We start from the raw sequence: 25601 nt of genomic DNA, 5'->3' as shown, positions 1-25601 counted from the left end.
TTCCCTGACCCGCCAAAGCCGGGAAGACCGAGCACCGAAAGCAGTCAACCAATTTGAAAAGGCCGGGTTCTACCCGGCCTTTTCCATGTCCGGCTGCTTCATGCGGCGGCCGACCCTGCCGCCTCTGCTTCATGCGAGCGGATGCCGATCATGTGGCAGACGGCGAACACCAGATCGGCGCGGTTCATCGTGTAGAAATGGAAATCGCCCACGCCGCGCTCGACGAGATCGAGCACCTGCTCCGCCGCCACGGCCGAGGCTACCAGCGCATGTGTCTGCGGGTCGTTCTCGAGTCCCTCGAATCGTTCGGCCAGCCAGGCCGGCACCAGCGCCCCGCAGCGTGACGAGAAATTGGCGACCTGGCTGAAATTGTGCACCGGCAGGATGCCAGGCACGATCGGGATATAGATGCCGGCGCGCCGCGCCCGCTCGACATAACGCTCGTAGAGGTCGTTGTCGAAGAAGAACTGAGTGATCGCGCGGGTTGCGCCGTTGTCGACCTTGCGCTTCAGCATGTCGATGTCGGTTGCGAAATCCGGGCTTTCGGGATGCTTCTCCGGATAGGCCGAAACCGAGATGTCGAAATCACCGACGCTCTTCAGCGCTCCGACCAGTTCGGCGCCATTGGCATAACCGTCGCGATGCGGACGGTAAGCAGTTCCCACGCCTGCCGCCGGATCACCGCGCAAGGCGACGAAACGGGTGACGCCCATTTCCGCGAATTCCTGGATCACCGTGTCGACCTGATCGCGGTCGGCATCGACGCAGGTCATATGCGCCGCCGGCGTCAGCGTCGACTCGGTGAGAATACGCCTGACCGTACGGGCCGTGCGCTCGCGGGTCGAACCGCCGGCGCCATAGGTGACCGACACGAATTTCGGCTTGAGCGGCTCCAGCCGGGTGACGGTGTCCCAGAGCCTTGCCTCCATCTCGTCCGTCTTCGGCGGAAAGAATTCGAACGAAACCCGGACCTTGTGGCCAATGTCGGGGCGGCGGGAAAAGCGGAACTGGTTCATCAGGCTGTTTCCCTTGCTTGGAACTGGTCGTTGGACGGATCGGCGATCAGCAGCCGGCGATCGCGGCCGAGCCAGAGCTTGACGGTGAGCCTTGCCTCGGCCTGGCCACGCGGCTCGAATTCCTGGCTGTCCTCGAGGTCGATGCCGGCTTCGGCGAACCAATCGGCGATCTGCCGGTCCGAGAAACCGAGCCGCATATGGGCGTGCTGGTCGCGCAGGAATTCCAGGCTGTGAGGCGCGAAATCGACGATGACCAGCCGGCCCGACGGGCGCAGCAGCCTGGCCGCCTCGCCGATGGCGCGGGCCGGATCGTCGAGATAGTGCAGCACCTGGTGGATCGTGACGAGATCGAAGGCGTTGCGCTCGACCGGCGGCGAAAAAATGTCGCCCTGGCGCACCTGCGCGTTGGCAACGCCGGCCTTGTCTAGATTGGCGCGCGCCACGGTCAGCATCTCGCGCGACATGTCGATGCCGACGCCGCGCCGGTAGAGCGGCGAGAATATCTCCAACAGCCGGCCCGTTCCGGTGCCCAGGTCGAGCATGGACTGGAATGGGCGTTTGCCGACCAGCTTGAGCAGGGCTGCTTCCACCGCCCGGTCCGGCACGTGCAGCGAGCGGATGCGGTCCCAACTCTCGGCGTTTTCCGAAAAATATTCGGCTGCCCGGTCCTGCCGCTTGCGCTTGACTGCTGCGAGCCGCTCCATGTCGCGCACCACCTGCGGATCGGTCTCGCGAATGCCCGAGACCAGACGCTGCACGAAGTCGCGTGAGTTGTCCGTATCCGTCAGCCTGAAGAAGGCCCACGATCCTTCCTGGTAGCGACCGATGAGCCCGGCATCGAGCAGCAGCTTCAGGTGGCGCGAGACGCGCGGCTGCGACTGGCCGAGGATTTCGGTAAGGTCCGACACCGTCAGGTCCCCGCGCGACAGCAGCACCAGGATGCGCAGGCGGCTGGATTCTGCCGCAGCCTTCAATGTATCTACCATCGTGTCGAGCGTGACGTGCATGGGCGGGTCTCGTTGAAAAGATATAAAGATATGTTTATGTCGATTTTGAAGCCCTGGCAAGCGCTATGTCGTTTCCGGACAAGAAAATGGCGCAGCCATGATCCGGGTGTGACCGGCGGTTCCTGCGCGGACTGAAAGGGACGAAGGCGATGTTCAAGACGCGCGAGGGTGAACAGCTCCTGGATGCCGATCCGGCGCACCTGCCGGCCGACAGCCATGTTGTCTTTATCGGCCGCGTCGTCTCCCCGTGGACGAGTCGCGAGGAATGCCCCAAGAACATGCGCGCTGCCCGTGAGGCAGAACGATCGGCAACCCTCCTGATCGATGAGCCCTACCGCCCAGGGCTGCAGAACCTCGACCGCGCGAGCCACATCGTCATCCTATCCTGGCTTGATCATGCGCCGCGGAATCTCATTGTGCAGAAACCCCGCCATGCGATTGAGCCGAAAGGCGTTTTCTCGCTGCGCTCCCCTGCCCGGCCGAACCCTGTCGGGCTGCATGTGGCGAGGATCGTGGCGTTCGATGGCAAGGCCGGCCGCATCGAGATCGACGCCATCGACCTGCTCGACGGCACGCCGCTCATCGACATCAAACCCTACTACGCTTCGACCGACGCTTTTCCGGAAGCGACGATCGCCGGGCGCGACGAGAAATGAGCGCGCCAACCGGCCGCCGCCGCGCCATCGCCAAGGCACTGACCGCGCTCTTGCCGCTCGGGCCATATGCCGACATGGAAAGAATCCGTGCCGACGCCGGTGCGGTGCATATGAAGACGTTGCCGCCGACGATCGCGGTATGGCTGGCGACCATCGCGCATGTCCGCCACGCCCATACCGACTACGAAAAGCTGCTCGCCGAAGGCTATGATCGCGACTCGGCGCGCTTCTTTGTCATCGGGCAGACCAATGAAGTGCTGACCCGCTGGCGAGCAACGCGCCTGCTCGATGAAGACGACGAGGACGGATGAGGCTGAAGCGGCCCCGGCATCCGTAGCCGCCCCGAGACGGCCAAGCAGGACCTGTGGCCTGGCTCTAGTTCGACAGGGACCGGAGGCTAGCCTGCCCTTGCCGCAATGACGAGAGGATCGAAAATGAGCCAAGCCGCCGAGCAAACTGGGTCGCTTCCCCTCCTCTCGGATCGTCACCTCGACCCGCACATCTATCCCGACGGTGTTGCCTTCCTGGATGGACAATATCTGCCGATGTCGCAGGCCAAGGTCTCGGTGCTGGACTGGGGTTTCCTGCATTCGGACGCCACCTACGACACGGTGCATGTCTGGGACGGCCGCTTTTTCCGCCTCGACCTGCATCTCGATCGTTTCTTCGGCGGGTTGGAAAAGCTGCGCATGACGATCCCCTTCGATCGCGACGCCGTCGCCGAAATCCTGCACAATTGCGTCGCGCTGTCCGGTCATCGCGCCGCCTATGTCGAGATGCTGTGCACGCGCGGCGCCTCGCCGACCTTCAGCCGCGATCCGCGCCAGGCGATCAACCGCTTCATGGCTTTCGCCGTCCCCTTCGGCTCGGTCGCCAATGCCGAACAACTGCGCCGTGGCCTGCATGTCGCCATCAGCGACAAGGTTCGCATCCCGCCCGCCTCGATCGATCCATCGATCAAGAACTATCACTGGCTCGATCTGGTGCGCGGCCTCTACGATGCCTATGACCGCGGCGCGGAAACCGCACTGATCCTCGACTTCAACGGCAACGTCGCCGAAGGTCCAGGCTTCAACGTGTTCTGTGTCAAGAACGGGAAGTTGTCGACCCCCGCGGACGCCGTGCTGCCTGGCATCACGCGCCGCACCGTGTTCGACCTGTGTGCCGAGCTGGGGCTGTCTGCCGCAGCGACGGACGTCAGCGTGGTCGCGCTCAAGACGGCGCACGAAGTCTTCATCACCTCGACCGCCGGCGGCATCATGCCGGTCACCACGATCGACGGCGCTCCGGTGGCCGATGGCAAGGTCGGCGCAACGACGGAACGCCTGATGCGACTCTATTGGCAGAAGCACGAGGACCCGGCCTGGTCGAGCCCGGTGGCCTATCAGGCTCTGTAGATCCACTGCTCCGGCACGCGGACCGAAATCTCCTCGCCGGACGTGATGACTCCGGGCTTCTCGACCCAGGCGACGAGGCCGCGCAGCCGCTTCGCCGCCTTCGGGAACAGCAATGCTCCGGCTTCGTGATCGGGCATGCGCGCATTCTCGGCGACGGAGCGGCCGGAGAGACGGCAAGGCCCGTTCTGCGCATCGACCTTGATGGTCACTCCACCCTTGAAGAACAGAAGTGAGCCCGCCGGCAGCATGGACAGATGCGGCACGCCCTCGATCAGCAAATTGGCGCCGATCCATTCCGGCTGGATCGCGGCAACACCCATGCGCTCCGCGACGATGGCAAGCTCGTCCGCCGCCACCAGCGACAGTTGCCTTTCGTTGCGCATCTCGGTGCCGCGCGGATACCAAGGCTCGCGCCCGCCGGAGCGCCGCGTCGCGCCGGCGTGGAAGTCCCCCTCGATGCCGTCGAAGCCAAGCCGCAGTTCCTCCACCGGTCTCGTCTCGAAATGATCGAAGGGCGCCTTGTAGAGCGCCGCCGCTCTCGCCGCGAGCTTGCGGCCCGGCACGATGTCGACATTCGGTTCGCTCACCGGGAAAAGCTCCGGGCTCGTTTTTGTATCCTGCATGTCGCCGGTCTAGACACCCTTTCCGATGCGGTCCAGTCGAAAGCACTGATGGTCCGATCAAGCGGCTTGATGGGCGTTCACGACTTTCTTACCTGAAATGCCATCGCCTTTCCGCATTGCCGCCGCCTGGCGGGATTATGTGACTTTGCGCATCGGAGGAGGAGACCATGCATCCCGCTCCCGCAATGGCCGCGCTCTGGCTGATCTGGGTCGTTACCTGGACGCTTGCAGCTTTGTGGGCCGATCCGGCGCAAAAGCGGGCAGACCTTAGGGCGGAGGCCCGCTATCGGGCGCTGTGGATGGCCGGCACCATCCTGCTGTTCGTGCCGCCGCATGGCTATGCCGGCCGGCTGCGGCTGTGGACGCCAAGCCTTCCCGAGGCATGGATATGCGTTGCGCTGATCGCTGTTGGCCTGATTTTTTCCTGGTGGGCGCGCCTGCATCTCGGCAGGCTGTGGTCCGCCGCCGTGACAGCCAAGGCCAAGCATCGCGTGGTCGAAACCGGACCCTATGGCTTGGTCCGCCACCCCATCTATAGCGGCCTGCTGCTGGCAATCCTCGCTACGATGGCGGAAAAGGGCACCGTTTGGAGCATCGCCGGCGCTGCCCTGCTCATCCTCGGCATTTTCATCAAGGCACGGCTGGAAGAGAGTTTCTTGCGCGGCGAACTGGGCAGCGCCTATGACGACTATGCCAGGCGTGTGCCGATGCTGGTTCCGTTCGTGCCGGCTTGATGCATGTCGCCCAGAAGTGTGCAGCGGTTCTGGGGCAACGACATGCGTGAAAACAAGACCTAATGCACGTCGCCTGAATCCGTTTCAGCGCGATGCGCTTTAAGCCGGCTACAGCATCCGCAGCAACGCGCCGCCAATCGAATAGCCCGCGCCGAAGGCGCAGAGCAGGCCGAAATCGCCCGCCTTCATGTCGGCGTGATTTTCAGACAGCGCCACGATAGCGCCGGCGCCTGCCGTGTTGCCGAGCCGCTCCAGCACCATGGGCGCCCGGTCATGATCGACCTCATGCCCGAAGGAGAGCTTCAGGATCATCGCGTTCATGCGCGCATTGGCCTGATGCAGCCAGAAGCGGCGGATGCCTTGCGGTGTCAACCCGTGCTCGGCCAGGAATTCGACAATGAATTTGTGGCCCGCGACGGTGACTTCCTTGAACACCTTGTTGCCGACCTGCTTGATCAGGTTGCCCTCGAGATCGATCACGTAGGGATCGTCCTGGGCGGTGCGGGTGTGATAGCCGAGATTCGTACGGATGTTGTTCGACATCTGCGTCCAGGTCCGCGTATCGAGCACCTCGAAGCGCCCCGGCCGCTTCTCGCCCTGGTCCAGACCTTCGACGATCATGGCGACCGAGGCATCGCCGAAGATGAAATGCGTCTGGCGGTCGCGGAAATTGAGGTGGCCGGTGATGATCTCGGGGGTCGACACCAGGATGCGCTTGTGCGCACCCGCCCTGATGAGGTTGACCGCGACATGCAGCGCCGCCGCGGCGGAAGAACAGCCCAGCCCCATGTCGAAGCCGGCGCCCTTGGTGCCGAGCGCCTGCTGCATCTCGATGGCGATCGCCGGATAGGGCCGCTGATGATGCGAGGCCGAGCAGATCACCAGGTCGACGTCGGAGGGATCGACTCCGGCGTGGTCGAGCGCCTTTTTCGCCGACGCGATGCCGAACTCGGCTTGCAGCGACAGCGCCTCGTCGGGCCGCGCCGGGATCCGCGGTGACATCCGGGTCGGGTCCAGAATGCCTTCGCGCTCGATCACATGGCGGGTGCGGACACCCGATGCGTGCTCGATGAAGGCGCTGTCCGACTTCTGCAGCAACGCCTCGCCGGTGACGGCACGCCGCGCATTTTCGGTTTCGACCCAGCTGTTGAAGCTCTCGACCAGCTCTTCATTGGTGATGACGGGCTCAGGGATTTCGGCGCCGATGCCGCTGATGATGACGCGATGCATGTCCAACTGTCCGAGGCACGGGCTTGATGCGGGCACCGAACCGGCCCGCGCTACCCTTGTCGCATTTGCCCGGTTTATGCCAGCTTAAACCGCCGCTGGCGGCAGCTCTCGCGGCAAATTGAGCGGCGCTCAGGCCCGCTTGGCGATGATGAAGATGCGGGGAAAGCGCAGCAGCACCTTGCCGTTTGCCGTCTTGGGATAGGCCTTCGCGATCTTCGCCGTGTAGCTTTCGAGGAAGTGCTTTTTCTCCTCAGCATCGAGCGGATCGAGGAACGGCTTCAGCCCGGTCGACTTGACCCATTCGACGATCGCCTCGGCATCGGCCAGCGGATGGTTGTAGATCGTGTGCCAGATATCCACCCGATCCGCGAGCGGCGACAGAAGATCGTAGTAGAACGACACCGGCGGCAGCGGTGCACGCGCCGCGTGCTTGAGCTTGGCCGAGAACGGCATCTCGGCCGCCGCGTCCCGCATCAACTGGTGCGAAGGCTCTGCGAGATTGTCGGGCATCTGGATGGCCAAAGCGCCGCCCGGCGCCAGCAGTCCCACCAGTCGCTGCAACACCGCCGGATGCTCCGGCAGCCATTGGAAGACCGCGTTGGCGAAGATGACGTCGACCGGCTTCTCGGGCTGCCAACTGGCGGCATCGGCGAGCGCGAAATTGACATTGGGCAGCCGTGCCCTCGCCTTCTCGATCATGTCCGGCGAGGTGTCGAAGCCGCTGACCTCGGCATCCGGCCAGCGCTCGACCAGAAGCTCGGTCGAGTTGCCCGGCCCGCAGCCGATGTCGACGACGTGGCGCGGGAAATCGACGGGAACCTGTTGAGCCAAGTCCCGCGCGGGCCGCGTGCGCTCGTCCTCGAATTTGAGATATTGAGCGGCGGACCAGTCAGCCATTCGAGATTACCTCCCTTGTCTCGCCGCTCTCGCTTGGCTTATCGCGTCAGCCGCTTATGCGTCATGCGGTGCGGAGTGGCCGCTTCCGCGCCCAGGCGGCGAAGCTTGTCCTTCTCATATTCCTCGAAATTGCCCTCGAACCATTCGACATGCGCGTCGCCCTCGAAGGCGAGCATGTGGGTGGCCATGCGGTCGAGGAACATACGGTCGTGGCTGATGATGACGGCGCAGCCGGCATAGGCTTCCAGCGCGTCTTCCAGCGCGCTCAGCGTTTCGGTGTCGAGGTCGTTGGTCGGTTCGTCGAGCAGCAGCACATTGCCGCCGCCCTTCAGCATCTTGGCCAGATGCACGCGGTTGCGCTGGCCGCCGGAAAGATTGCCGACCTTCTGCTGCTGGTCGCCGCCACGGAAGTTGAAGGACGAGCAATAGGCGCGGCTGTTGACCTCGTGCTTGCCGAGCTTGATCACCTCGGCGCCGCCGGAGATCTCTTCCCACACCGTCTTGTTCGGGTCGAGCGCGTCGCGACTCTGGTCGACATAGCCGAGCCTCACCGTCTCGCCCTTGCGGATCGAGCCGGCATCCGGCGTTTCCTGGCCGGTGATCATCTTGAACAGCGTCGTCTTACCGGCGCCGTTGGGGCCGATCACACCGACGATGCCGCCCGGCGGCAGCCTGAACGACAGATCCTCGATGAGGAGTTCATCGGCGAAGCCTTTGTTGAGGCCCTCGACTTCGATGACGACATTGCCGAGGCGTTCGCTGGCCGGAATGACGATCTGCGTATCGGTCGGCTTGCGATTCTGCGACTGCTCGACCAGTTCCTCATAGGCCTTGATGCGCGCCTTGGACTTGGTCTGGCGCGCCTTCGGCGAGGACTGGATCCACTCGCGCTCGCGCCAGATCGCCTTCTGGCGGGAGTCGTCCTCGCGGCCTTCCTGGATCAGGCGCTTGGCCTTGGCGTCGAGATATTTCGTGTAGTTGCCCTCGTAGGGGATGCCGCGGCCGCGGTCGAGCTCGAGAATCCAGCCGGTGACGTTGTCGAGGAAGTAGCGGTCGTGGGTGATGATCAGCACCGAGCCCGGATAGTCGCGCAAATGCTTTTCCAGCCATTGCGTGGTCTCGGCGTCGAGATGGTTGGTCGGCTCGTCGAGCAGCAGCAGGTCGGGCTGCTCGAGCAGCAGCCGGCAAAGCGCGACGCGGCGGCGCTCGCCGCCCGACAGGTTCGTCACCTCGGAGTCGGCCGGCGGGCACTGCAGCGCGTCCATCGCCATCTCGACCTGCTGCTCGAGGTCCCACAGGTTGAGCCGGTCCATTTCGTCCTGGAGCTTGGCGGATTCCTCTGCCGTCTCGTCGGAATAGTTCATCATCAGCTCGTTGTAGCGCTCGATGATGGCGGTTTTCCTGGCAACGCCGTCCATGACGTTCTCGCGAACGGTCTTGCTGGCGTCAAGCTGCGGCTCCTGCGCGAGGTAGCCGACGGTGGCGCCCTCGGCCAGCCACGCCTCGCCCTGATACTCCTTGTCGAGACCCGCCATAATGCGCAGGATGGTCGACTTGCCCGAGCCGTTGGGCCCCAGAATGCCGATCTTGGCGTCCGGGTAGAAGGACAGGTGAATGTTGTCGAGCACCTTCTTGGTGCCGTAGGCCTTCGACAGGCCGGACATGTGATAGATGAACTGGCGAGCCACGCGCGCTTTCCCTGGAAACTGAAGTGTCAACTGAATGGGGATTTGCGCGCTATGTAGGCGATGAAGCGCCGAACGGCAATCGCTTTCGGCAGGCGCGGGCGATCCTGGAGGTTTCGCCGCATCGAAGCCTCCATCGCTTACGATCTTTTCGATCTGCGGCGCCGGTCCGCGAAAGCCGAGGTTAACCATTCCCCGTCAGAACGGATGACGTCGGGAAATCGCGGCCAAGATTGCGATTTCCGCAAAAAGATCGGGTCGATGGTTTGCTGAACGGTCTCCTGCTCCTTGCCGAAGCGGTTCTCTATTTCGGCGCCATGGTCACGCTCTTCCGTTTCAGGCGACGCATCGGGCTTGGCGTGTTCGTCTGCGCGATGGGCGTCATGCATTTCCTGGAAACCTATCTCGCCAGCGTCTTCTATGTGGCCCTGCCCTTCGGCATTGTCTCGCCGGGCTCGGCCGTTCTGTTTTCAGGCAAGCTGGTGATGCTGCTCCTGCTCTACATGAAGGAGGACGCCGCGACCGTCCGCCAGCCGATCTACGGGCTGCTGCTCGGCAACGCGCTGATGATCGGCCTGGTGCTGATCCTGCGTCTGCACGCGATCGCGCCGCTTCCCGATGGCCGGGTTCCCGACATCGCCTTCATCGACAAGATGGGCTGGCTGATGGTCTGGGGCACCTCGCTCCTTTTCGTCGACGCCATCCTGATGATCCTGCTCTATGAGAAGCTCGGCGCCTATCTGCGGAAGGTGCCTTTTGCACGCATCCTGGCGTCGGTCGCCTGCGTGCTGACATTCGACCAGGTCGGCTTCTTCCTGGCTCTCCATTTCGTCGCCGGCGCTCCGATCGAGGTCTTTTTCGGCGGCTGGTTCGCCAAGCTGGCGGCGGCGCTCGCCTATAGCAGCATGCTGGTCGCCTATCTCAGATGGGCCGAGGACCATGAGACCGCGCTGCCGCGCGGCCTTTCCGACGTCTTCGACACCCTCACCTATCGCGAGCGCTACGAGGCACTGGTCAAGCATGTCGGCCGCGATGGGCTGACCGGCCTGCTGCATCGCGGCAGCTTCGATGCCGACGGCGCTGCGGCCGTCGCGACGGCCATCAGGACCGCCAAGCCGCTCAGCCTGCTAATCGTCGATGTCGATCACTTCAAGTCGATCAATGACCGCTTCGGCCACGCCGAGGGCGACAAGGTGTTGAAATCGTTGGCTGCCGTGCTGACGGAGACTGTGGGCAGCAGCAATCAGGTGTTCAGGATCGGCGGCGAGGAGTTCGCCATTCTTTGCCCGCAACCGCATTCGCTGGCGAGACTGCTTGGTGAAACCATCAGGAGCGCGGTCAAGAGCTCTGCCCACACCAGCCGCTTCAACATCACCGTGAGCGCCGGAGTCTCCTCCGTAAGTGACACGACGAATTGCCTTGCCGACATCTTCGCTCTGGCCGACCAGCGCCTCTACAAGGCCAAATCGGGCGGGCGCGACCGGGTGATCGGCGAGCCGGGCTCCGAAGCCGTCACTTTACGAAGCCGCCCCTAGGACGATCCGGCCTCGGCGACCAGCACCTCTCATTCGCCGTTTACTGGAAACCGATCGCGTCGACCGTGCCCTTGGGACAGCCGGCCTTGCTGGTCGGGGCCGAGGCCAGAAGCAGATCGCCGAGCTTGCTGTCTGCGGCGATTGAACCGGACAGGCCGAGCGTCAGCTCGCCGATCATGCGCCTGCCGCTGGAAGGATCGACCAGGCACGAGACGCGCACGCGGTCTCCGGCACCGGCGCCGAAGGCATGGTCAAACGCGCTGCGGATCTGTTCCGAGGTCAGCTGCTTGCCGATGCTCCTGGTGAAAAGATCGCGCACCGCCGACGCGTTCACCGCGCGCATCAGATTGAGCGCGTCGGCGAAATATTCCTGCTGGCTTTTGCCGTAGCAGGTGCCGTGCTTGATCCACTCGTGGCGGTCCAGCTTGGAGGCGGTGCCCGGCATCACCCTGTCGAGCTCGGCGCGCGTTCCGGCATCGAGATCGACCGCCGGCAGCTCCTCCCAATGCGCGGGATTGTCATTCGCCTTGTCGCTCGCCGACACCTGGCAATAGAAATTGCCATTCGGCTGCGGCCAAAGCCCATGCAAGGTGAAATGGGTGGCCTCGAATTCGTTCCGGTTTTGGACCTTGCACTCAGGTTTGTTGGCCTTGGTTTCGCAGAAGGCTGGCTGCCAGCTCAGCGCGAAGACATATTCGGGTTTGCCCGAGCTAGGCTGCGGGGATTTGGCCGGGCCGGCGGGCGCCCCCGACGCACTGCCGCCGGTGACGTGACCGCAACTGGTCTTGACCCAGCGCCGCTCCGGGTCGGCGCCCGGCACCTGGATCAAGTAATGCGTGGGCTCGTCCTTGTTGCCGGCGAGCAGTTGATAGCTTTGTCCGGCCATGATTGAGATGTTGCCAGGATTCTTGCCGCTCTTGATGGCGTGGGTTGCGGGACAGGCCGCATCGGCCATGAACGAGCCGCTCATCTTCACATCGGCCCATGCAGTGCCGGTCAGCGCCGCCATGACCAGCGCCAGCGAGAAAGCCAAACCTGTCCGCATGATTATGTCCCGAATGAACGATGCCGCGGGGCCACACTGCCCCTGCATCCGTGTCAGAATTGCGATGGCGCGGATTGCAAGACAAGAGCGATCGACAGGCAATCAACGCAAATCCTTCGCGCCGCATTGACGCAAGTCCGGCGCCATCGCAAACAGGCTCGACATGTGCAGGAAAGCGCGCATCGGAGGGCAGGCATGTCGTTCAGCGAGCAACGCAGGGTGAAATCGCCGACAGGCGCCGAGATCAATCTCTACGTCAAGCTTGCCGAAGCCCGCCCACGTGCGGCGGTCCAGATCAACCATGGGCTTGCCGAGCACGCGGCGCGCTATGCGCGTTTCGCCGATTTCCTCAGCGAACGCGGCTTCCATGTCTACGCCCACGACCATCGCGGCCATGGCGCCACGAAGGCGCCCGACGCACCGCTCGGCAGGTTTGCGGATGTAGACGGCGTGGCCAAACTGATCGCCGATGTCGGCGCTGTTCACGACCTGATCGCAGCCGACCATCCCGAATTGCCGGTGATTGTCTTTGGCCATTCGCTCGGCGCCTCGATCGCGCTGAACTTCGTGCTGCGCCATTCCGAGCGCATCCATGCCGCCGCCATCTGGAACGGCAACTTCTCGCAGGGCCTGCTCGGCAAGTTCGCACTCGGCATCCTCGCCTGGGAACGAATGCGACTGGGCTCAGATGTGCCCTCGCGCCTGCTGCCCCGGATGACTTTCCAGGCCTGGGGCAAGGCGGTTCCCAATCACCGGACGCCGTTCGACTGGCTGTCGCGCGATGCGGCCGAGGTCGACAAATACATTGCCGATCCGCTCTGCGGCTGGGACGCCTCCATCTCGATGTGGCGTGACGTGGTCAATATGGCGCAGCACGCCGGCAACGATTCTAGCTTTGCCAACGTGCGCCGCGACCTCCACGTCAACCTTGTCGGCGGCGAGAAGGATCCTGCCTCGGACTATGGCAAAGCGGTGAACCATCTTGCCGGGCGCATGCAACGAATGGGCTTTTCGAATCTGGTTTCAAAGGTTTACGCCGAGACCCGCCACGAAAGCCTGAACGAGTTGAACCGAGATATCGTCATGAAGGATTTCGCCACCTGGGCGGACAGCGTGCTGAAGTCTTGATCGTGTGGCCCACAGTATGAGTCGTGACACAGCCGGTTACGATTGATAGTGCATGCGCCGAAAAGGGCGCAGCGGTTTGAATGCAGCGGTTTGAATAGAGACATGCCAAGAAAAGATGCGCGGCTGCGCGCCGTCAAACAACGGTGATCCATGACTGAGCCTCCGCTGAAAGGCATCCGCGTTATCGAGCTTGCCCGCATCCTTGCGGGCCCTTGGGCTGGGCAGTTGCTTGCCGATCTCGGTGCCGATGTCATCAAGGTCGAGAGCCCCGATGGCGGCGACGACACCCGCAAATGGGGTCCGCCCTTCGTCATGAGCCACGATGGCGAGAACCTGTCGGCCGCCTATTACCATTCCTGCAATCGCGGCAAGCGTTCGATCGCCATCGACTTCTCCAAGCCCGAAGGTGCCGATACGCTACGCCGCCTCGTCGCTGAGGCGGATGTCCTGATCGAGAACTTCAAGCTCGGTGGCTTGAAAAAATATGGCCTGGATTATGAGAACCTTAAGGCGATCAATCCGCGCCTTGTCTATTGCTCGATCACCGGCTTCGGCCAGACCGGGCCTTACGCGCCGCGCGCGGGTTACGACTTCATCATCCAGGCCATGGCCGGCATGATGTCGATCACCGGCGAGGCCGGCCGCGAACCGCAGAAGGCTGGCGTCGCCATCTCCGACCTGTTCACCGGTCTTTATTCGGTGATCGCCATTCAGGCTGCACTGCGCCATGCCGAGAAGACCGGAGAAGGCCAGCATATCGACATGGCGCTTTTCGACAGCCAGATCTCCGCGCTCGGCAACCAGAACCTCAACTATCTGGTTTCCGGCAAGTCGCCGGTTCAGATGGGCAACGCCCATATGAACATCGCGCCCTACGAGGTGTTGCCGGTTAGAGACGGACACATCATCCTCGCCGTCGGCAACGACGGTCAGTTCGGCAAGTTCTGCGCCGCGGTCGGTCTCAACGATCTGCCCGCCAACCCGGATTTCGCCACCAATCCCGCGCGCGTCGCCAATCGCGCGAAGCTGCGCGAACTGATCATCGAGACGCTGAAGACAGTCGATCGCGATCCGCTGCTGGCGAAGCTCGAGGCCGCCGGCGTACCGGCGAGCCCGATCAACAACATCGGCCAGATGTTCGACGACCCGCAGACGATTGCGCGTGGCATGCGGCTCGACCTCGACGACGGCCATGGCAATCTTCTGCCTTCCGTGCGTGCGCCGATGGTGATGTCGGGCACGCCGCTCGTCTACGAGCGCCCCTCGCCGCGCCTCGGCGAACACACGCAAGAGATCCTTGCCGAATTGGAGAGGTCAGGACGATGAAGACCGGCGGACAACTGATCGTCGAGGCGCTTGAAGCGAACGGCACCGACCGCATCTTCTGCGTGCCCGGTGAATCCTACCTCGCGGTGCTCGACGCGCTGCATGACTCGCCGATCCGCACCATCGTCTGCCGCCAGGAAGGTGGCGCCGCGATGATGGCCGACTGCCAGGGGCGGCTGACCGGCAAGCCCGGCATCTGCTTCGTCACCCGCGGCCCCGGCGCCACCAACGCCTCGGCCGGTATCCACATCGCCATGCAGGATTCAGTGCCGGTCATCCTGTTCATCGGCCAGGTCGCCAGCCACGCCAAGGAGCGCGAAGCCTTTCAGGAGGTCGACTACAAGCGCTTCTTCGGCGACATCGCCAAGTGGGTGGTCGAGATCGACGATGCTGCGCGCATCCTGGAATTCGTCACCCGCGCTTTCGCGGTCGCGACGTCGGGCCGTCCCGGCCCGGTCGTTGTCTCGTTGCCCGAGGACATGCTGACCAGCGAGGTCGAAGCGCCGGCTGCACTTGCCCACATGCCGGTGGAGACGCGTCCCGGCGAGGCCGAGCTCGATGCGCTGGAGAAACTGCTTGGCCAGGCCAAGCGCCCGTTCGTCATCCTCGGCGGCACGCGCTGGGACGCTGACGCGGTGGCGCAGATCCAGACAATCGCCGAGACATGGTCGCTGCCCGTCGGCTGCTCCTTCCGCCGCCAGATGCTGTTCGACCACCTTCATCCGAACTATGCCGGCGACGTCGGCATCGGCATCAATCCAAAGCTGGCGGCGGCGATCAAACAGGCCGATCTGGTGCTGCTCATCGGCGGCCGCATGGGCGAGATGCCGTCTTCCGACTACACGCTGCTGAAAAGCCCCTATCCTGACCAGGCGCTGGTGCACATCCATGCCGATGCTGGCGAACTCGGCCGTGTCTACCGGCCGACGCTGGCGATCAACGCCTCGCCCGCCGCCTTTGTCGAGGCCTTCGCCAGGCGCAAGCCGGCCGGTACGCCATCATGGGCAGCCGAGACGGCGAAAGCGCATGCCGACTATCTCGAATGGTCGACGCCGCCGGAGACCGGCCCCGGCGCCGTACAGATGGGCCCGATCATGAACTATCTGGAAAAGGCGCTGCCCGAGGACGCCATCCTATGCAACGGCGCCGGCAACTACTCCACCTGGGTGCATCGCTTCCACCGCTTCCGCCGCTTCGCCACGCAGGCAGCGCCGACCTCCGGCTCGATGGGCTACGGCACACCGGCAGCGGTCGCCGCCAAGGCGCTGCATCCGGATCGCGAGGTCATCGCCTTTGCCGGCGACGGCTGCTTCCTGATGAACGGCCAGGAGTTCGCAACCGCCGTCCAGTACGACCTGGCGATCATAGTCATCGTCGTCAACAACGGCATCTATGGCACGATCCGCATGCACCAGGAGCGTGAGTATCCGAGCCGGGTCGTCGCCACCGACCTCAAGAATCCGGACTTCGCCGCCCTCGCCCGGGCTTATGGCGGCCATGGCGAGACGGTCGAGAAGACCGAGGACTTCGCGCCAGCCTTCGAACGCGCCAGCGCCAGCGGCAAACCGGCGATCGTCGAGATCAGGCTCGATCCCGAAGCGATCACGCCGACCCGCACGCTGACGCAGATCCGCGATAAGTCGTGACGGCAAGAACGAGGGGGCCGGCTGCCTCGTTCCTGCCCGCAAAAAAGTCCGCTACATCGATCCGGCGGCCTTCTCGATCTGCCCGCGGATCTCGCCATCCTTGTTGGCGGCGGTGTGGACGTTGACATAATATTTGCCGGCTTCGAGGTCGGCCGCCTGCGCATCGGTCAGCGTCGCCGATCCCTTGATCGGGCTCTTCAGCTTCTTGAACGGAATGACGGGCGGAGCGTTCTCACCCGCCGCGGCCGGACCGTGGATATGAGCGGCGACCGCCGGCCCGCTAAGACCGGAATATTTGACGTTCCAGCTGAGTTTCTTGCTGGTGGTGTCGAAGGTGAGCGTGGCTGTTCCCTTGCCCTTGGTGGTGACTGGCGGGCTCTGCTGGCTGCCGTCGAGCGTGGCCGTGTACTTCACGGTCTCGGCCATGGCCGGCGATGCGAGCAGGAAGGCGGTCGAAACGGCGAGCGCCGAGAGCATCGGCAAGAACTGAATGCGCATGAAGGACCTCCGTTTGGCTGGCGCAGCCGCCGCGGCTCCCCGGCATGCGGATGCGTCAACGAGAACGGTTTGGCGCCGCGATGTATCCCGCTACACGCATATTTTACCGCCGCCACGAAAAAAGGAGCCGTCACCCCGTTCGACCTCGGCGCGCAGCGCCCTGCCGCGCACCGACGCGAAAAAGTGGTGCTCAGACGCGTGCCAGCGCCTGCGCCAGGTCGGCGATGAGATCGTCGGGATGCTCGACCCCGATCGACAGCCTGACCGTGGTCTCAAGCACGCCGATGCGCTGGCGCACGTCGAAAGGAATACCCGAATGGGTCATGGCCGCCGGATGGCTGGCCAGCGATTCCGTCCCGCCCAGGCTTACCGCCAGCTTGAATATCTGCAGGCTGTTGAGAAAGGCAAAGGCTGCCGTCTGCCCGCCGCGTATATCGAAAGAGAAGGTCGAGCCGGCGCCACTGCACTGCGCCCGATAGGTGCGACCCGCGGGTGTGTCCTCGCCCACGAAGGGTAGATAGTGCACCTTCTCGACCTTGGGATGGTCGCGCAGAAATTCGGCGACAAGGCGCGCATTGTCGTTCGCTCGCTCCATGCGGATCGACAAGGTCTCGAGCGAGCGGCCGAGCATCCAGCAGGAATGCGGGTCGAGCTGCGTGCCGATTGCGCCGCGCAGCGCCTTGATCGGCTTGGTTATCGCCTTGCTGCCCATGGCAGCACCCGCGATCAGGTCGGAATGACCGCCGACATATTTGGTCAGCGAATAGAGGGACACATCCGCGCCGTGTTCGATCGGCCGCTGGAACACCGGCCCGAGCAGCGTGTTGTCGCACACGATGATTGGCGTCGCCCCTTGCCGGACGCCGATCTCGTCGGCGATCCTCCGCATCAGCTCGATGTCGACAAGGCTGTTGGTGGGGTTTGACGGCGTCTCGATCAGGATGACCGACACCCGGCCTTGGCTGACGGCTGCGTCGGCAGCGGCGCGCACCGCCCCCTCGTCGACCCCGTCCGCGAAGCCGACAGCATTGATGCCGAAGCCGGAAAGCGTGCGCGTCAGAAGCGTTTCGGTGCCGCCATAAAGTGGCTGCGAATGCAGGATGACGTCGCCCGGGCGAGTATAGGCGAGCAGCGTCGTCGCGATCGCCGACATGCCGGACGAGAACAGGATGCAGGCGTCCGTCCCTTCAAAGATCGCCAGCCGGTCCTCGACGATCTCGCTGTTGGGATGGTTGAAGCGCGAATAGACCAGGCCGGAAGCCGTGCCGCTCGGAGGTTCCTTGCGGCCGGAGGTGTAGTCGAAAAAATCGCGTCCCTCTTCCGCCGACTTGAACACGAAGGTCGAGGTGAGGAACACCGGCGGCTTGACGGCGCCCTCCGAGAGCTGCGGATCGAAGCCGTAGCTCAGCATCAGCGTCTCCGGGTGGAGCTTGTGGTTTCCAATGTGGGTTTTGGAAGGGCGCGGCGCGGTCATGGGCTTTTTCCTGCTTTTCGAGGAGTGTCGCACGGCAATTTAAGCCATCCAGATCAGGCAGTCCTTGCTATTTTTGGGCTCGTATGGCTGCCTTCCCGCAATCAATTGCCCGGAGAGGCCAAAAATGCCGCAGAAGATAGCCGACGACTTCGACCGCAAGATCCTGCGTGAACTGCAAGCCGACGCCCGCATCACCAACAACGAGCTTGCCGAGCGGATCGGTCTGTCGCCATCGCCCTGCCTGAGACGCGTGCGGCGGCTGGAAGAAGCCGGCGTCATCAGAGGCTACACCACGCTGGTCGATCCGGCCGCCTTCGGCTGGGGCATGGTCGCCATCGCCACCATCCGGCTCGGCCGTCAAAATGAGGACGAGATCGTCATGTTCGAGGACGCGATCCGCGGCTGGGAAGAGGTGCTGGAGTGCCACCTCGTCACCGGCTCGCGCGACTATGTGCTGAAGGTGGTCACCGGAAGCCTCGAACAATACGAGCGCTTCATCAAGGAAAAGATCGCGCGGCTGAAATGCGTCGCCTCGATCGAGACCAGCTTCGTCATGAACACCATAAAGGAACGGCGTCTCTGACACCGATGCATGTCGCCCAGAACTGCGCAGCGGTTTGGGGCAACATGGCGCAAAAAGAAAAAGAGCGGCTCTACAGAACCGCTCTTTCCAGAGGTCTCGTCCTCAAGCAACAGGACGTTGCCGTAGGCTTACTTGATCGCCTTGTCCGTGATCGCCGTCGTGTAAGCGCCGGAAGGCTCCTTGGCGATGATCTTCTGGTCGAGCAGCGCCTTGGCGGTGCGCTCATAGGTCGCCGGATCGAGCTTGCCGTCCGCGTTGTCGATCAGCTTGGCGACTTCGCCCATCATGCGCTTCTGGTGGTTCTCGTCCTGGCCGCCATTGTCCATGACGATCTCAGCCGCTTCATCCGAATTGTCGACGGCGTATTTCCAGCCCTTCATCGAGGCGCGCACGAAGCGCACCATCTTGTCCTCGAAGGCCGGATCCTTGAGCTTCGTCTCGAGCGCGTAGAGGCCGTCCTCCAGCAGGTCGTTGCCCATTGCCGAGTAGTTGAAGACGGTGAGTTGTTCCGGCTTGTAGCCGGCGTCGATCAGCTGCCAGTACTCGTTGTAAGTCATGACCGAGATGCAGTCTGCCTGCTTCTGGATCAGCGGCTGCACGTCGAAGCTCTGCTTAAGCACCGTGACGCCATCCTTGCCGCCATCGGTCTTGAGGCCGAGCTTGTTCATCCAGGCATAGAACGGATACTCGTTGCCGAAGAACCAGACGCCCAGCGTATGGCCCTTGAAGTCGGCTTCGGTCTTGATCGGCCCGTCTTTCGGGCAGACCAGTTCCATGCCGGCCTTCTTGAACGGCTGAGCGATATTTACGAGCGGCACACCCTTTTCGCGCGCGGCCAGCGCGCCGCCCATCCAGTCGACGATCACGTCGGCGCCGCCGCCGGCGATCACCTGCTCGGGCGCGATGTCGGGACCACCCGGCTTGATGTCGACGTCCAGGCCCTCGGCTTCATAGAACCCCTTGGCCTTGGCGACATAATAGCCCGCGAACTGGGCCTGCGTGACCCACTTCAGCTGCAGCGTCACCTTGTCGGCCGCCATCGCCTGGAAAGCGGCCAGCGACATTGCGCCGGCCAAGGCAGAAACTACAAGTCTTTTCATATTTTTACCCTCTGAGGTTAGCACCCTTGAACCCACCGCCCCTATCCACCACGGACAGAGGGATGCCAAAACGTGACGGCTCTCTCGGCGAGAGCGACCACGCCATAAAAGACCGAACCCGCAAGTGCTGCAACCGCGATTTCGGCCCAGACCATGTCGATGTTCATCCGCCCGACTTCCGTCGAAATGCGGAAGCCCATGCCGACAACCGGCGTGCCGAAGAACTCCGCGACGATGGCGCCGATCAGCGCCAGCGTCGAGTTGATCTTCAGCGCGTTGAAGATGAAGGGCGCCGCCGCAGGCAGCCTGAGCTTGATCAGTGTCGGCCAGTATCCCGAAGCATAGGTGCGCATCAGGTCGCGCTCCATGTGGCTGGACGCGGCAAGCCCGGCGACCGTGTTCACCAGCATCGGGAAGAAGGTCATGATGATGACCACCGCCGCCTTGGACTCCCAGCCGAAGCCGAACCACATGACCATGATCGGCGCGACGCCGATGATCGGCAGCGCCGACACCATGTTGCCGATCGGCAGCAGGCCGCGCCTGAGGAACGGCACGCGGTCCGCGGCGATAGCCGCAAGAAAGCCGGCGCCGCTGCCGGCGATATAGCCGAAGATCACCGCCTTGAAGATGGTCTGCTGCACATCGGCAGCAAGCACCGGCAGCGAATTGGCGATGCGGGCGCCGATGGCGCTTGGCGGCGGCAGCAGGATGAAGGGGATGCCGGCGCCGCGCGTCACCGCCTCCCAGATGATCAAAATCCAGGCGCCGAAAATCGCCGGAATGATCAGCCGCAGCGCCGTCCGAGCCCAGTTGGCCACGGGACGCAGAGAAGACAGCACCGCCACGCAGCGCCATCCGAGAAGCCACGCAGCAGCAAGGAGGAGGAAATACGGCGCCAGTGCCGTCCCTTCGAACCCGCCTATTCCGGCGATCAGTAGCCACGCCGCGAGATGCGCGCCGACGAACAGCACGACAGCCTCGAAGATGGGCGGCAGCCGCGTCATCGAGACGGCTGCCGCGATCAGCAGCAGGCCGAGAATGAGCCCCTTTGTCTCGAGATAGGGGGGTGCGACGGTGGCGGAGGGTTGTGCCAGCGCCGCGGCTTCCGGGCTCGACATCGGGCCAAGCGCCAGCGCAGCCAGGCAGAGCATCACCGCCAGCACCGGTTGCCAGGAGGGTCTTAGCCAATTCATGCCGGCCTCCCGCCCATAGCGCGGTCGACCAGGCGCCCGGCAATGCCGACCACGGTGACCAGCAGCGCCGCCACGATGGAGCCGGCCACGAGTGCCGACCAGATGTCGATCGACTGGCTGTAATAGGCACCGGAGAGCAGCTTGGCGCCGATGCCGGCGACGGCCCCGGTCGGCAGTTCGCCGACGATGGCGCCGACCAGGCTCGCCGCCACCGCGACCTTCATCGAGGTGAACAGGAACGGCACCGATGCCGGGACCCTGAGCTTCCAGAAGATCTGCGAGCGGCTGGCATTATAGGTATGCATCAGGTCGAGATGCATGAGCTCGGGCGAGCGCAGGCCCTTCACCATGCCGACGGCGACGGGGAAGAACGACAGATAGGTCGAGATCAGCGCCTTGGGGATCAGGCCCGTGATCCCGATCGCCGCCAGCACCACGATGATCATCGGCGCCACCGCCAGGATCGGGATGGTCTGCGAGGCGATGATCCACGGCATCAGGCTGCGATCGAGCGAGGCCACATGGACGATGCCGACCGCGATGATGATGCCAAGCGCCGTGCCGAAGGCAAAGCCGAGCAGCGTCGAGGACAGCGTCACCCAGGCGTTGTAGACGAGGCTCCGGTTCGAGGTGACGCTGCGCAGGAAGGTATTCTCGAAGAAATTCACCGCCACCTGATGCGGCGCTGGCAGCGTCGGCTTCGGCTGCGACAGCGTCTTGCCGATAAATTCGATCGTGCCAGGGTTCTGGTTGGCGCGTTGGTCGAGGTCGCGTTGGAACGGCGTGTTGAGGATGACGGCAAAGACGTACCAGACCACCACCAGGCCGGCGAGGATGGTGGTTACGGGGACGATCTTGGAGCGGAAGCTATCCATCAGCGCTCCCCTTCTCCTCTCTCCCGCGGGGAGAGAGTGGCCGGAGCGAAGCGAAGGCCGGGCGCCATCGTCTGGGGTGCTGCAACGTTGCTGTTCTTCGTCATCCTAGGGTGAAGCAAGGAGCGAAGCGACGCGGCGCAGATCCTAGGATGACGGAAGGCGCGGTTGGGCCGGTCCTCATCTCCCACCCCCTCAATCCTCATAGCTGTGCCCTGCCCGCAAACCATCGCGCACGCGCGCGGCGATCGCCAGGAATTCCGGCGTCTCGCGGATGTGGAGCGGACGCTTCCTCGGCAAGGTCGATTCGATGATGTCGGTGACGCGGCCGGGACGCGGCGACATGACGACGATGCGCGTCGAAAGATAGACCGCTTCGGGGATCGAGTGGGTGACGAAGCAGATCGTCTTGTTGGTCGAATCCCAGAGTTCCAGAAGCTGTTTGTTCAAATGATCGCGCACGATTTCGTCGAGCGCGCCGAACGGCTCGTCCATCAACAGAAGATCGGCGTCGAAGGCGAGCGCACGCGCGATCGAGGCGCGCTGCTGCATGCCGCCGGAAAGCTGCCAGGGATACTTCTTCTCGAAGCCGGACAGGTTGACCATTTCCAGCGTGCGCTTGATGCGCTGCGCCTGCTCGGCACTGCTGAGGCCGATGATCTCGAGCGGCAGCGCCACGTTGCGCTCGATCGTGCGCCAGGGAAAAAGGGCTGCGGCCTGAAAGACATAGCCATAGGCGCGTTTCTCGCGCGCCTGCTCCGGCGACATGCCGTTGACCGAGATCGCACCCGAGGTCGGCTTTTCCAGGTCGGCGATGACGCGCAGCAAGGTGGTCTTGCCGCAGCCGGACGGGCCGATGAACGACACGAACTCGCCCTTGCCGATGCTGAGGTCGACATCGGTCAGCGCCTGCACCGGACCGTCATTGGTCTGAAAGGTGAGGCCGAGCTTGCTTGCCAAGACGGCGGCTGGCGACTGTGCGGTCATTGGCTGCGGTCCGCCTGTCGCAGCCGCTGCCGCGCCGGCTGGAATCCGATTGCATTTGCCCTGATGTTGCTTTCCCCTTGTCCAATCCCACTCGATCGACGCCGCCCGGAGCCATGCCGATGTCGCCAGCACCCACTTGTCATGTTATTCGCCCTGATAGCACTTATGAAGGCAAGCAGGGGCTGAGCTATTTCGCCGGTATCGCCGCCGAGACCGTCGGCTCTTCCGGCATCTGCATGCATCTGCTCACCATGCCGCCCGGCGCCCGCGCCAAGGCCCATATGCATGACAACCACGAGACGGCGATCTATGTGCTCTCGGGCGAGGTCCATACCTGGTATGGCGACCGGCTCGAGCACCATACCGTCGTCAAGGCCGGCGACCTCTTCTACATTCCGGCAGGCGTGCCGCACCTGCCGGCCAATCTCAGCGGCGCGCCGTCTTCGGCGGTCATTGCCCGCACCGATCCCAACGAGCAGGAAAGCGTCGTCCTGCTGCCGGAACTGGATGCGCTGGTTGCCTAGAGCAATTCCAGGAAAAGTGTGACACGGTTTTCCGTCGGGAATTGCGGCAAGAGACAAGGCATTTTGCAGCCAAACGGAATCGCTTGGCGTCCCACAAATGCTGTCTCGCTTCGGAATCGAGGGAAAAACTCCAAGCGTCATTTGCACCGCGAGACTTCGCCCATCACGTTACCGTCCTCGCCGGCGATCACCAGCTTCTTGGCATTCTTCTTGCTGCGCTTGATGATGAACTTTATCGGCGACTGCCCCTCTTCGCCTTCCGCCTCGCATTTTGCCGTCACCACTAGCGATCCGTCGGCCTGCGCTTGGCTGTCGCTGAAGGTGCAGGCGCTGGCGGCCGTGATCAGCTCCTTGTCGGTCAGAAGCAGCATCCGATCGGCGGCGACTTCCTGGCCGTTTCTGTTGATGCAGCCATACTTGTCGCCATAAGGCTTGCTGAGGTCGATGCCGGCGGCAACGGCCGAGCCTCCGGCCAGCGCGGCCGCCGCGATTGCGAGAAAAATAGCGCGCACGCTCAAACTCCGGTCGCCGGAATGCCTGAACGCTCCACCTTGCGCGGAGCGGTGATGTCCTTCCAGGTCGACAGCGCCCGGTTGACCGCCGCGTTCGGCTCGCGGGCGACGAACTCGCCATGGCCGATCTTGGCTTTGATGTCCGCCTCTTCGATCGACAGTTCGCCGCGCGAGAAGACGAAGCGCGGCAGCCCCGTCACCTCGAAACCCTCGAACACATTGTAGTCGATCACCGACTGTTGCTTGTTGGCAGAGATCGTCTTCTTGCGCTTCGGATCCCAGACCACGATGTCGGCGTCCGCACCTTCGACGATCGCGCCCTTCTTCGGATACATATTGAGGATCTTGGCGATGTTGGTCGACGTCACCGCGACGAACTCGTTCATCGTCAGCCGCCCGGTGTTGACGCCTGTGGTCCACAGGATAGGCAAGCGATCCTCGAGACCGCCCGTGCCGTTCGGGATCTTGGTGAAGTCGCCGATGCCGTTGCGCTTCTGCTTGGTGGTGAAGGAGCAGTGGTCGGTGGCCACCACCTGCAGCGAGCCGGCCTGCAGGCCCGCCCAAAGCGAATCCTGATGCCACTTGCTGCGGAAGGGCGGGCTCATCACGCGGCGCGCCGCGTGATCCCAGTCCTTGTTGAAATATTCGCTCTCGTCGAGCGTCAGGTGCTGGATCAGCGGCTCGCCGAACACCCGCATGCCCTTCTGGCGCGCGCGGCGGATCGCCTCGTGGCTCTGTTCGCAGGAGACATGCACGACATAGAGCGGCACGCCTGCCATGTCGGCGATCATGATGGCGCGATTGGTGGCCTCGCCTTCCACTTCCGGCGGGCGCGAATAGGCGTGGCCCTCGGGACCGTTGTTGCCGGCAGCGAGCAGTTTTTGCGACAGTGCGGCGACCACGTCGCCGTTTTCGGCATGGACCAGCGGCAGCGCCCCAAGATCGGCGCAGCGCTGGAACGACGCATACATCTCGTCGTCGTCGACCATCAGCGCGCCCTTGTAGGCCATGAAGTGCTTGAACGAGGTGATGCCCCGATCGACGACGGTTGCCATCTCGTCGAACACCTGCTTGCCCCACCAGGTGATCGCCATGTGGAAGGAATAGTCGCAAGCCGCCTTCGAAGTCTTGTTGTCCCACATCTGCAAGGCTTCGAGCAGCGACTGCTGCGGCGCCGGCAGACAGAAATCGACCACCATGGTGGTGCCGCCGGAAAGCGCTGCCCGTGTGCCGGATTCGAAATCGTCGGCCGAATACGTGCCCATGAACGGCATTTCGAGATGGGTGTGCGGATCGATCCCGCCCGGCATGACATAGCAGCCGGTGGCATCGAACTCATGGTCGCCATGCAGGTCGGAGCCGATGGCGATGATCTTGCCGTGGCTGAACACCACATCGGCCTTCCACGTGCGGTCGGCGGTGACGATGGTGCCGTTCTTGATGACTTTGGTCATTCTCTTGTTCCCTTCTTCTGCACTTCTTTTGAGCGCTTCGGCTGTTCTCAAATCATCCGAGAGTTGGCCTGGACTGACGCTACATCACTCCAACTTGCCGCAATATCTCTTCCACGCAGCCGTCAAAGGAGCCCGCCAACTCGCCGGTCGAAAACCTGAGCACACGATAGCCCTGCCGGCCATGCCATGCATCGCGCGTTCGGTCTCTGTCCATCCGCTCCGGCGTAAAATGATGCTCTCCATCAACCTCGACGACCACGCCCTTCTCGTGCAGGACAAAGTCTGTATGGCCCGACGCAGCGCCCGTGCACGCTTGATGGCGACGGGATCGATCGCGGTCGGTGCCAAGGCGAGTACCCCCACCCTCAATCCCTCCCCACAAGGGGGAGGGAGGCTAGGCGTCGCGCTGTCATAGCCCAGTCATCAAAGCTCTGCGCAACAAGGAAAAGCGAGGACGATGCCAATTCCCCTCCCCC

At 63.4% G+C, this 25601-nt stretch carries 26 protein-coding genes; 10 read left to right on the top strand and 16 right to left on the bottom strand.

Annotated features, from left to right (window positions below; translation table 11 throughout):
- Nucleotides 1-98: 98 nt before the first annotated feature.
- Nucleotides 99-1016 (bottom strand): methylenetetrahydrofolate reductase [NAD(P)H], encoded by a 918-nt coding sequence (metF, locus tag EN818_RS14695; RefSeq protein WP_095808196.1) that lies wholly within the window; start codon nt 1014-1016, stop codon nt 99-101.
- Nucleotides 1016-2023, bottom strand: coding sequence for a metalloregulator ArsR/SmtB family transcription factor (locus tag EN818_RS14690; protein ID WP_095808197.1), 1008 nt, complete (start codon nt 2021-2023; stop codon nt 1016-1018). The genes metF and EN818_RS14690 overlap by 1 nt, the downstream gene beginning before the upstream one ends.
- Before the next feature lie 149 nt (nt 2024-2172).
- On the opposite strand from EN818_RS14690, the gene tsaA reads away from it, so the two are divergent.
- The 3 genes from tsaA to EN818_RS14675 all read left to right on the top strand — a co-directional run bounded on the left by tsaA (nt 2173) and on the right by EN818_RS14675 (nt 4076).
- Nucleotides 2173-2679, top strand: a complete 507-nt coding sequence (tsaA, locus tag EN818_RS14685) for a tRNA (N6-threonylcarbamoyladenosine(37)-N6)-methyltransferase TrmO (RefSeq protein WP_129553867.1) — start codon at nt 2173-2175, stop codon at nt 2677-2679.
- Complete coding sequence (locus EN818_RS14680) at nt 2676-2990, top strand: DUF2293 domain-containing protein (protein WP_095808199.1); 315 nt, start codon at nt 2676-2678, stop codon at nt 2988-2990. Before tsaA ends, EN818_RS14680 begins: the two co-directional genes overlap by 4 nt.
- 123 nt (nt 2991-3113) lie before the next feature.
- Nucleotides 3114-4076, top strand: coding sequence for a D-amino acid aminotransferase (locus tag EN818_RS14675; protein ID WP_095808200.1), 963 nt, complete (start codon nt 3114-3116; stop codon nt 4074-4076).
- On the opposite strand, the gene EN818_RS14670 is transcribed toward EN818_RS14675, so the two are convergent.
- Entirely contained in the window at nt 4064-4699 is a 636-nt protein-coding gene (locus tag EN818_RS14670) for an MOSC domain-containing protein (RefSeq protein WP_095808201.1), read from the bottom strand. The two genes, EN818_RS14675 and EN818_RS14670, sit on opposite strands and share 13 nt — an antisense overlap.
- A gap of 167 nt (nt 4700-4866) precedes the next feature.
- On the opposite strand from EN818_RS14670, the gene EN818_RS14665 reads away from it, so the two are divergent.
- The gene (locus EN818_RS14665) at nt 4867-5433 is read left to right on the top strand and encodes an isoprenylcysteine carboxylmethyltransferase family protein (RefSeq protein WP_095808202.1); all 567 of its coding nucleotides are present in this window, start codon (nt 4867-4869) and stop codon (nt 5431-5433) included.
- A gap of 108 nt (nt 5434-5541) precedes the next feature.
- Here EN818_RS14665 and EN818_RS14660 read toward each other — a convergent pair whose 3' ends face one another.
- The 3 genes from EN818_RS14660 to ettA form a co-directional block, all read right to left on the bottom strand.
- On the bottom strand, nt 5542-6663 hold the full coding sequence (locus tag EN818_RS14660; RefSeq protein WP_095808255.1) for a beta-ketoacyl-ACP synthase III: 1122 nt from the start codon (nt 6661-6663) through the stop codon (nt 5542-5544).
- A gap of 129 nt (nt 6664-6792) precedes the next feature.
- Nucleotides 6793-7560: a trans-aconitate 2-methyltransferase gene (gene tam / locus EN818_RS14655; RefSeq protein ID WP_095808203.1), complete on the bottom strand. Its 768-nt coding sequence runs from the start codon at nt 7558-7560 to the stop codon at nt 6793-6795.
- Nucleotides 7561-7598: 38 nt separating this feature from the next.
- Nucleotides 7599-9248 carry an energy-dependent translational throttle protein EttA gene (ettA, locus tag EN818_RS14650; protein ID WP_095808204.1) on the bottom strand — a complete coding sequence of 550 codons (1650 nt, stop codon included), beginning with the start codon at nt 9246-9248 and terminating at the stop codon, nt 7599-7601.
- Between the two features lie 263 nt (nt 9249-9511).
- Here ettA and EN818_RS14645 point away from each other — a divergent pair, with 263 nt between their 5' ends.
- Entirely contained in the window at nt 9512-10780 is a 1269-nt protein-coding gene (locus EN818_RS14645; protein ID WP_095808206.1) for a GGDEF domain-containing protein, read from the top strand.
- A gap of 40 nt (nt 10781-10820) precedes the next feature.
- Here the strand turns inward: EN818_RS14645 and EN818_RS14640 are convergent, their stop codons facing one another.
- Nucleotides 10821-11825: a ribonuclease gene (locus EN818_RS14640; protein WP_095808207.1), complete on the bottom strand. Its 1005-nt coding sequence runs from the start codon at nt 11823-11825 to the stop codon at nt 10821-10823.
- Between the two features lie 195 nt (nt 11826-12020).
- Here EN818_RS14640 and EN818_RS14635 point away from each other — a divergent pair, with 195 nt between their 5' ends.
- From EN818_RS14635 to EN818_RS14625, 3 genes are all read left to right on the top strand, one after another.
- On the top strand, nt 12021-12953 hold the full coding sequence (locus tag EN818_RS14635; RefSeq protein ID WP_095808208.1) for an alpha/beta hydrolase: 933 nt from the start codon (nt 12021-12023) through the stop codon (nt 12951-12953).
- Nucleotides 12954-13103: 150 nt separating this feature from the next.
- The gene (locus EN818_RS14630) at nt 13104-14279 is read left to right on the top strand and encodes a CaiB/BaiF CoA-transferase family protein (RefSeq protein WP_095808209.1); all 1176 of its coding nucleotides are present in this window, start codon (nt 13104-13106) and stop codon (nt 14277-14279) included.
- A complete protein-coding gene (locus EN818_RS14625; protein ID WP_095808210.1) occupies nt 14276-15925 on the top strand; it encodes a thiamine pyrophosphate-binding protein in 1650 nt (549 codons plus the stop codon). Before EN818_RS14630 ends, EN818_RS14625 begins: the two co-directional genes overlap by 4 nt.
- 51 nt (nt 15926-15976) lie before the next feature.
- Here the strand turns inward: EN818_RS14625 and EN818_RS14620 are convergent, their stop codons facing one another.
- A complete protein-coding gene (locus EN818_RS14620; RefSeq protein ID WP_095808211.1) occupies nt 15977-16423 on the bottom strand; it encodes a CHRD domain-containing protein in 447 nt (148 codons plus the stop codon).
- 190 nt (nt 16424-16613) lie between these two features.
- A complete protein-coding gene (locus tag EN818_RS14615) occupies nt 16614-17897 on the bottom strand; it encodes a cystathionine gamma-synthase family protein (RefSeq protein WP_095808212.1) in 1284 nt (427 codons plus the stop codon).
- A gap of 124 nt (nt 17898-18021) precedes the next feature.
- On the opposite strand from EN818_RS14615, the gene EN818_RS14610 reads away from it, so the two are divergent.
- A complete protein-coding gene (locus EN818_RS14610; RefSeq protein WP_095808213.1) occupies nt 18022-18480 on the top strand; it encodes an Lrp/AsnC family transcriptional regulator in 459 nt (152 codons plus the stop codon).
- A gap of 128 nt (nt 18481-18608) precedes the next feature.
- On the opposite strand, the gene EN818_RS14605 is transcribed toward EN818_RS14610, so the two are convergent.
- From EN818_RS14605 to EN818_RS14590, 4 genes are all read right to left on the bottom strand, one after another.
- The gene (locus EN818_RS14605) at nt 18609-19580 is read right to left on the bottom strand and encodes an ABC transporter substrate-binding protein (protein ID WP_095808214.1); all 972 of its coding nucleotides are present in this window, start codon (nt 19578-19580) and stop codon (nt 18609-18611) included.
- A 41-nt stretch (nt 19581-19621) separates the two neighbouring features.
- Nucleotides 19622-20776: an ABC transporter permease gene (locus tag EN818_RS14600; protein WP_095808215.1), complete on the bottom strand. Its 1155-nt coding sequence runs from the start codon at nt 20774-20776 to the stop codon at nt 19622-19624.
- Entirely contained in the window at nt 20773-21651 is an 879-nt protein-coding gene (locus EN818_RS14595) for an ABC transporter permease (RefSeq protein ID WP_095808216.1), read from the bottom strand. Before EN818_RS14595 ends, EN818_RS14600 begins: the two co-directional genes overlap by 4 nt.
- Before the next feature lie 192 nt (nt 21652-21843).
- Nucleotides 21844-22635 (bottom strand): ABC transporter ATP-binding protein, encoded by a 792-nt coding sequence (locus EN818_RS14590; protein WP_095808217.1) that lies wholly within the window; start codon nt 22633-22635, stop codon nt 21844-21846.
- Nucleotides 22636-22748: 113 nt separating this feature from the next.
- Here EN818_RS14590 and EN818_RS14585 point away from each other — a divergent pair, with 113 nt between their 5' ends.
- Nucleotides 22749-23159: a cupin domain-containing protein gene (locus tag EN818_RS14585; protein WP_176478436.1), complete on the top strand. Its 411-nt coding sequence runs from the start codon at nt 22749-22751 to the stop codon at nt 23157-23159.
- A 137-nt stretch (nt 23160-23296) separates the two neighbouring features.
- On the opposite strand, the gene EN818_RS14580 is transcribed toward EN818_RS14585, so the two are convergent.
- The 3 genes from EN818_RS14580 to EN818_RS14570 all read right to left on the bottom strand — a co-directional run bounded on the left by EN818_RS14580 (nt 23297) and on the right by EN818_RS14570 (nt 25384).
- Nucleotides 23297-23671, bottom strand: coding sequence for a hypothetical protein (locus EN818_RS14580; protein WP_176478437.1), 375 nt, complete (start codon nt 23669-23671; stop codon nt 23297-23299).
- Nucleotides 23672-23673: 2 nt separating this feature from the next.
- Entirely contained in the window at nt 23674-25125 is a 1452-nt protein-coding gene (gene hydA, locus EN818_RS14575) for a dihydropyrimidinase (protein ID WP_095808219.1), read from the bottom strand.
- A 79-nt stretch (nt 25126-25204) separates the two neighbouring features.
- The gene (locus EN818_RS14570) at nt 25205-25384 is read right to left on the bottom strand and encodes a DUF559 domain-containing protein (RefSeq protein WP_245420525.1); all 180 of its coding nucleotides are present in this window, start codon (nt 25382-25384) and stop codon (nt 25205-25207) included.
- Nucleotides 25385-25601 lie beyond the last annotated feature (217 nt).

The sequence above is a fragment of the Mesorhizobium sp. M3A.F.Ca.ET.175.01.1.1 genome (genome assembly GCF_004791945.1).
GTDB lineage: Bacteria > Pseudomonadota > Alphaproteobacteria > Rhizobiales > Rhizobiaceae > Mesorhizobium.
Note: the sequence above shows the minus strand (reverse complement) of the source record. Positions and strands in the feature narration are given on the sequence as shown.